A 6,012-nucleotide genomic window follows, 5' to 3' on the forward strand; every position below is an offset into this window, starting at 1 on the left:
CCGAGCCCGCCGCGGCGCGTCTGCCCGCCGGCCGCAATCGCCTGACCACGCCGGTGGATGGCGCGCCGTCGCGCCGCTTCGGCCAGGGCTCCAGCGGCTGGGGCTGGCGCGCCGACAGCGCCGAGGTCCGCGCGCCGGCTGCCGGACGCGTGGCCTTCGCCGGGCCGCTGAGCGGATGGGGACATGTGGTCATCCTCGACCTCGGCCCCGGCTGGCGCGCGGTGATCTCGGGGTTGGACGAGCTCTCGGTCGAGGCGGGCGCGCGGATCGCCGACGGCCAGACCCTGGGCCGCACCGGCGAGGACGGCGAGGTCGCCTTCGAGCTCCGCCGCGACGAACGCCCGATCGATCCGGCGCCGTGGTTGCGTGAGGGTTGAAACCGCTTCCCATCCGCCGATGACGCTGATTTTATCCGGGAATCGCCGATCGGCCACGATTTCGTCGCCGACAGCCTCGTAACTGGCCGATCAAGAGCCGTCTTCCGTCCCGCCGTCCGTCTGCTGAAAGAAACCCGATGCGTAAACTGTTGCTGATCGGCGCCGCCGCCGTCGCCCTGGTCGGGGCCGGCGCCGCGACCGCCACGGGCCAGACCCCGCGCAATGAGGCGTTCCGGATGCTGGCCCTGTTCGGCGACGTGCTGGGCATTGTCGAACAGGCCTATGTCGTGCCGGTCGATGACAAGAAGCTGATCGAGGCGGCGCTGCAGGGCATGATGGGGGCGCTGGACCCCCACTCCAACTATCTGCCGCCCGAGGGCTATGGCGAGCTGCAGGAGCGGACCTCGGGCGCCTATTCGGGCGTGGGCCTGACCATCCAGGCCGAGGGCGGACTGGTGAAGGTGATCTCGCCGATGGACGGCGGCCCCGCCGCCCGCGCCGGGGTCAACGCCGGCGACGTCATCTCCTCCATCGAGGGCCAGAGCGCCGCGGGTCTGACCGTCACCCAGGTTTCCGACAAACTGCGCGGCGCCGTCGGCACCTCGGTCAAGGTCACCTTCCTGCGCGACGGCGAGGAGCCGCGCGAGGTCACCCTGACGCGCGAGGTCATCAAGATCGAATCCGTCACGGGCCGGATCGAGGGCGATTTCGCCTATCTGCGGGTCTCGACCTTCAACGAGAACACGGGCCGCGAACTGGGCGAGACCATCGCCCGGCTGAAGGCGGAGAACCCCGCAATCAAGGGCTATGTGCTGGACCTGCGCAACAACGGCGGCGGCCTGCTGGACGCGGCCATCGCCGTCTCCGACGCCTTCCTGGAACGCGGCGAGATCGTCAGCCAGCGCGGACGCAAGGCCGACCAGATCCAGCGCTACGGCGCGCGGCCCGGCGATCTGACCGGCGGCCTGCCTGTCGTCGTGCTGATCAACTACGGCTCGGCCTCGGCCTCGGAGATCGTGGCCGGCGCCCTGAAGGACCACCAGCGGGCGACGATCCTTGGCCTGACCAGCTTCGGCAAGGGCTCGGTGCAGACCGTCATTCCGCTGCGCAACGGCCGGGACGGGGCGATCTCGATCACCACAGCGCGCTATTTCACCCCCTCGGGCGCCTCGATCCAGAAGATCGGCATCGAGCCGGATCTGGAGGTCTCCCGGTCGCTGGCCGAGGCGCGGATCGTGTCGCGGTCGAACTTCATCTATTCGGAAGCCGCCTTCGCCACGGCGCTCGACGCCTCCATCGGGGCCGAACGCAAGGGGCCGCACACCCCGCACGAGGCCCCCGGCGAGGCCTGGCCCGAGGACAAGGACTACCAGCTGGAGCGGGCCTTCGACGTGCTGCGCGCTGGCGGGAATCTGGCCCAGCTGGCGGCGGCGCCCGAAGGCATTGTCGTGACCGCGCCGGGCACGGCCCTGGCGGCGACCGAGCCGGAGCCCGCGCCGGAAAACTGACGCGAAAACGGGAGGCTGGATGCCTAACGGCCCGTTAGGCTTTCTTAACCGACGCCCGCCACTGTGAGCCGTGAAGGAGTCCGTTTCGCGGACCCCCGTTCGAGCGTCCAGTCCCGCCCATGTTCGCCAAGCGCCAGTCCGTCCTCGCCACCACCGCCGGAGCGCCCCCGGTGCGCCGCTCGCTGCGTGATAATTTCGCCCCCGTCGGCCGGATCCTCAAGCGGCCGCCCGTCGCCGTCGCCGGCGCGGGCCTGCTGCTGCTGGGCGCCGCCGCCCTGTTCATCACCGTGCTGGGCGACCCGCGCGCCGGCGCGCCGTCGGCCCGGGCGGCCCTGACCCGCGAGGTGGTCGCCGCGACCCCGCCGCCGACCGGGCTGGAAGCCTTCTCCATGGGCGCCTACGGCTCGTGGCAGGACCTGACCGGCGAGGCCGGCGCCGTCGATCCCGCCCTCGGCGGCGAGGCCGTCATCACCCTGCCCAACGGCGCCACCGTGTCCGGCGACGGCGCGCCCGTGACCGCCCCGCGCGTCGCCGCCAGCCCCCTGCCCCCGGCCCCCATCGCCGGCCTGAGCCAGCCCGGGCCCAACGGCCCCCTGCCGACCATCGCCAGCGACGGCCGCGTCCCGGCCCAGGCCTATGCCCGCCCGTTCCGCTCCAACGGCCGCCCGCGCGTCGCCCTGATCGTCGGCGGGCTCGGCCTCAACGCCGTGACCACCCGCGCCGCCATCGAACGCCTGCCGCCGGAGGTAACGCTGAGCTTCGTGCCCTATGCCGAGGGCCTGCAAGGCTGGATCGACCTGGCCCGCGCCCAGGGCCATGAGGTCATGCTGGAAATGCCGATGGAGCCGACCGGCTATCCCGACAATGACCCCGGTCCGCACACCCTGCTGGCCTCCGGCCAGCCGGCCGACATCCAGGCGCGAATGAACTGGCTGCTGGGACGGGCGACCGGCTATTTCGGCGTCACCAACTATATGGGCGACCGGTTCGCGAGTTCGGACGCGGGCATGACCGCCTTTCTGACCATCCTGCGCCAGCGCGGCGTCGCCTTCCTCGACGACGGTTCGATGAGCCGCCGGCCCGGCGCCTGGGCCCGGGCCAGCGCCAACCGCATCATCGACGAGGAACAGAACCCCACCGCCATCGTCGCCCAGCTGAATGCACTCGAGGCCCTCGCCAAGGGCCGCGGCCAGGCGATGGGCACGGGCTTCAGCTATCCGGTCACGGTCGAGGCCGTGGCCCGCTGGACCGCCGATCTGGACGCGCGGGGGCTGCAACTGGCCCCGGCCTCGGCGATGACGCAGCGGCCGGGAAGATAGGGCTTAGGCAGCAGGCAGCAGGCAGCAGGCAGCAGGCAGCAGGCAGCAGGCAGCAGGCGATACGTTCCGCCGATCGACCTGCTACAAGCTTGAATCTTCCTGCTGCCTGCTGCCTGTTGCCTGAGCCCCCATGACCGACCTCTCCCGCTACCGCCCCAACGTCGGCGTCGTGCTGTTCCATCCCGACGGGCGCGTCTGGTACGGGCGCCGGATCGGGACCGAAGGCCCCCACAACTGGCAGTTTCCGCAGGGCGGGGTCGACGACGGCGAGGATCTGGAAGCCGCCGCGCGACGGGAGCTGTTCGAGGAAACTGGGGTGGTCTCGGCCGAATTGATCGCCCGGACAGAGGGATGGATCGCCTACGACTTCCCCACCGACTACGGCGGGTCGAAACAGGCGCGCGGCTGGGCCGGCCAGAAGCAGCAGTGGTTCGCCTTCCGCTTCACCGGCGACGAGTCCGAGATCGATCTGGAAGCCCATGGCGAGATCGAGTTCGACGCCTGGCGCTGGGGACCGCTGTCGGAGGCGGCTGAGCTGATCGTGCCGTTCAAGCGCGCGGCCTATGAGCAGATGATCGGTGTGTTCGCCCCTTTGGCAGCGCCCGCGTCGAGATAGCCGGAACGCCGTCACCCGGCCCTCCAGAGACAATCCCCAGATTGTGGGCTTTATCGCATTCTATTTTCACGCGATCGTGATCGCGTCAGGATTGCGCTCACTACGCAATCTGGAGGACCATCCGGAGCCAACAGGCAATCAACGGTTTGGAGGAACTGAAGATGAGAACTCTTCTTGTGATTTCGACGATCGCGGTCCTGGGCGCGGGCGGTCCCGGCATCGCCCTGGCCGATCCGGGCGATCCGGACGATCCCCAATCGGGCGGCTGCATCAGCACCGGGTGCAAGGGTGTTTACCCGGGTGGCGAACTTCCGCCGGGCGACAAACTGCCCGAGCTGCCGGATCCCATCATCTGCATGGAGCTGGTCGGCGACGATTCGACACCGCCCGAGGATCAATGGGGCGGCTGCATCCTGCCCTGACGCCCTGCCGGACGGACGCGCGCTCCTGAAGATCACCCGGACTGTTCAGGCGCGAAAAGACGGGCTTCCCGCGATGCGGGAAGCCCGTTTCTGTGCCGGCGGCCCGAGGCTCAGGCCGCCGCGCAGCCGTCCGGTTTGAGCCGCCGCGTCACGGACGCCGGGTATTTCGCCATCAGATGCGCCGGACGGACCGGCCGGGCGACGAAGCCGCCGCCGCAGTTGGGGCAGACGCCCTTCAGCACGCCGTCGACGCAGTCCGCGCAGAAGGTGCATTCAAAGGTGCAGATGCGGGCCTCGGCGCTGTCGAACGGCAGGTCGCGGTCGCAGCATTCGCAGTTGGGTCGGAGCTCGAGCATGGCCCGAGGCTAACGCCGCTATTGCGACGGCGCCAGACGCATCAACACGATGCCGCTGACGATCAGCAACGCCGCGAGCACCCGCCACAGGCTGAGATGCTCCTGCAGGAAGACCACGCCGACGATGAAGGCGCCGACCGCGCCGATGCCGGTCCAGACCATATAGGCGGACCCCATCGGCAGGGACTTCATGGCCAGGGCCAGAAGGCCGAAGCTGGCCCCCATGAAGGCCAGGGTCGCCACGCTGGGCCACAGACGGGTGAACCCGTCCGACTGTTTCATGAAATAGGCCCACACGATCTCGAGCAGGCCGGCGATGATGAGGTAGGTCCAGGCCATGACGGCCCTCCACGTTGAAGACGCCGGGCCGTCCCGGACTTCAAACCCCGCGCGAGGCGGAGGAGGACGTGGCCTCGATCAGCAATGTGGGACAGGGCGACGGCCGTTCAAGGCCGCGCCCGTCTCCGGATATCAGGCCGCCGCAGCGACTTCCGAGGCCTGTTCGGCCAGGATGGTCAGGCCGGCCGGGGTCACGTCGGCGAAGCCGCCGTGGACCTCGAACTGGCGGCGCGAGCCGCCGTCGATGACGGTGACCACGCCTTCGCGCAGGGCCGTCATGAAGGGGGCGTGGTCGGCGAGGACGCCGAAATCGCCCTCGACGCCCGGCGCGTCGACCTGATCGACAAGGCCGTTGAAGACCTCGCGCTCAGGCGACACCAATGAGAAGCTGAGCTTGCCGGCCATGGATCAGGCCGCCTCGGCGGCGAGCTTCTGGGCCTTCTCGACGGCTTCCTCGATGGCGCCGACCATGTAGAAGGCGGCTTCCGGCAGGTGGTCGTATTCGCCGGCGACGATGCCCTTGAACGAACGGATGGTGTCTTCCAGCGACACGAATTTGCCCGGCGAGTTGGTGAACTGCTCGGCCACGAAGAAGGGCTGCGACAGGAAACGGCTGATCTTGCGGGCGCGCGAGACGATCAGCTTGTCCTCTTCCGACAGCTCATCCATGCCCAGGATGGCGATGATGTCCTTCAGCGCCTTGTACTGCTGCAGGACTTCCTGGACCGAACGGGCGACGCGGTAGTGCTCCTCGCCGATGACCAGCGGGTCCATGATGCGCGAGGTCGAGTCGAGCGGGTCCACGGCCGGGAAGATGGCCTGGGCGGCGATGTCGCGGTTCAGAACCGTGGTCGCATCCAGGTGGGCGAACGAGGCGGCGGGCGCCGGGTCGGTCAGGTCGTCGGCGGGGACGTAGATGGCCTGGACCGAGGTGATCGAGCCCTTCTTGGTCGAGGTGATCCGCTCCTGCAGGTTGCCCATCTCGGTGGCCAGGGTCGGCTGATAGCCCACGGCCGAGGGGATGCGGCCCAGCAGCGCCGACACTTCCGAGCCGGCCTGGGTGAAGCGGAAGATG

At 69.5% G+C, this 6,012-nt stretch carries 8 protein-coding genes and 1 pseudogene; 5 read left to right on the top strand and 4 right to left on the bottom strand.

Annotated elements, in window-relative coordinates; translation table 11 throughout:
- The 5 genes from B2742_RS00605 to B2742_RS00625 form a co-directional block, all read left to right on the top strand.
- On the top strand, window positions 1–377 hold a 377-nt coding region (locus B2742_RS00605), incomplete at its 5' end, for a murein hydrolase activator EnvC family protein (RefSeq protein ID WP_292061787.1).
- Window positions 378–514: 137 nt separating this feature from the next.
- Entirely contained in the window at window positions 515–1,885 is a 1,371-nt protein-coding gene (locus B2742_RS00610) for a S41 family peptidase (RefSeq protein WP_292061790.1), read from the top strand.
- 119 nt (window positions 1,886–2,004) lie between these two features.
- A complete protein-coding gene (locus B2742_RS00615) occupies window positions 2,005–3,204 on the top strand; it encodes a divergent polysaccharide deacetylase family protein (RefSeq protein ID WP_292061792.1) in 1,200 nt (399 codons plus the stop codon).
- Window positions 3,205–3,334: 130 nt separating this feature from the next.
- Window positions 3,335–3,820: an RNA pyrophosphohydrolase gene (locus B2742_RS00620; protein WP_292061795.1), complete on the top strand. Its 486-nt coding sequence runs from the start codon at window positions 3,335–3,337 to the stop codon at window positions 3,818–3,820.
- A gap of 161 nt (window positions 3,821–3,981) precedes the next feature.
- Window positions 3,982–4,242, top strand: a complete 261-nt coding sequence (locus B2742_RS00625) for a hypothetical protein (protein WP_292061798.1) — start codon at window positions 3,982–3,984, stop codon at window positions 4,240–4,242.
- Window positions 4,243–4,352: 110 nt separating this feature from the next.
- On the opposite strand, the gene B2742_RS00630 is transcribed toward B2742_RS00625, so the two are convergent.
- The 4 genes and pseudogenes from B2742_RS00630 to B2742_RS00645 form a co-directional block, all read right to left on the bottom strand.
- Window positions 4,353–4,598, bottom strand: a complete 246-nt coding sequence (locus B2742_RS00630) for a DUF1272 domain-containing protein (protein ID WP_292061800.1) — start codon at window positions 4,596–4,598, stop codon at window positions 4,353–4,355.
- A gap of 18 nt (window positions 4,599–4,616) precedes the next feature.
- On the bottom strand, window positions 4,617–4,937 hold the full coding sequence (locus B2742_RS00635; protein WP_292061802.1) for a DMT family transporter: 321 nt from the start codon (window positions 4,935–4,937) through the stop codon (window positions 4,617–4,619).
- 132 nt (window positions 4,938–5,069) lie between these two features.
- Window positions 5,070–5,342 (bottom strand): ATP synthase F1 subunit epsilon, encoded by a 273-nt coding sequence (locus tag B2742_RS00640; protein WP_292061804.1) that lies wholly within the window; start codon window positions 5,340–5,342, stop codon window positions 5,070–5,072.
- 3 nt (window positions 5,343–5,345) lie between these two features.
- Window positions 5,346–6,012 (bottom strand): annotated as a pseudogene (locus B2742_RS00645) (F0F1 ATP synthase subunit beta); the annotation flags it as partial.

Source organism: Brevundimonas sp. UBA7664 (assembly GCF_002483305.1).
Classification (GTDB): domain Bacteria; phylum Pseudomonadota; class Alphaproteobacteria; order Caulobacterales; family Caulobacteraceae; genus Brevundimonas.

Bases quoted from the DNA above. Each gene is read 5' to 3' on its own strand.
- B2742_RS00625 (WP_292061798.1), top strand. From the start codon at position 3,982: ATGAGAACTCTTCTTGTGATTTCGACGATCGCGGTCCTGGGCGCGGGC.
- B2742_RS00640 (WP_292061804.1), bottom strand. From the start codon at position 5,342: ATGGCCGGCAAGCTCAGCTTCTCATTGGTGTCGCCTGAGCGCGAGGTC.
- B2742_RS00615 (WP_292061792.1), top strand. From the start codon at position 2,005: ATGTTCGCCAAGCGCCAGTCCGTCCTCGCCACCACCGCCGGAGCGCCC.
- B2742_RS00635 (WP_292061802.1), bottom strand. From the start codon at position 4,937: ATGGCCTGGACCTACCTCATCATCGCCGGCCTGCTCGAGATCGTGTGG.
- B2742_RS00610 (WP_292061790.1), top strand. From the start codon at position 515: ATGCGTAAACTGTTGCTGATCGGCGCCGCCGCCGTCGCCCTGGTCGGG.
- B2742_RS00630 (WP_292061800.1), bottom strand. From the start codon at position 4,598: ATGCTCGAGCTCCGACCCAACTGCGAATGCTGCGACCGCGACCTGCCG.
- B2742_RS00620 (WP_292061795.1), top strand. From the start codon at position 3,335: ATGACCGACCTCTCCCGCTACCGCCCCAACGTCGGCGTCGTGCTGTTC.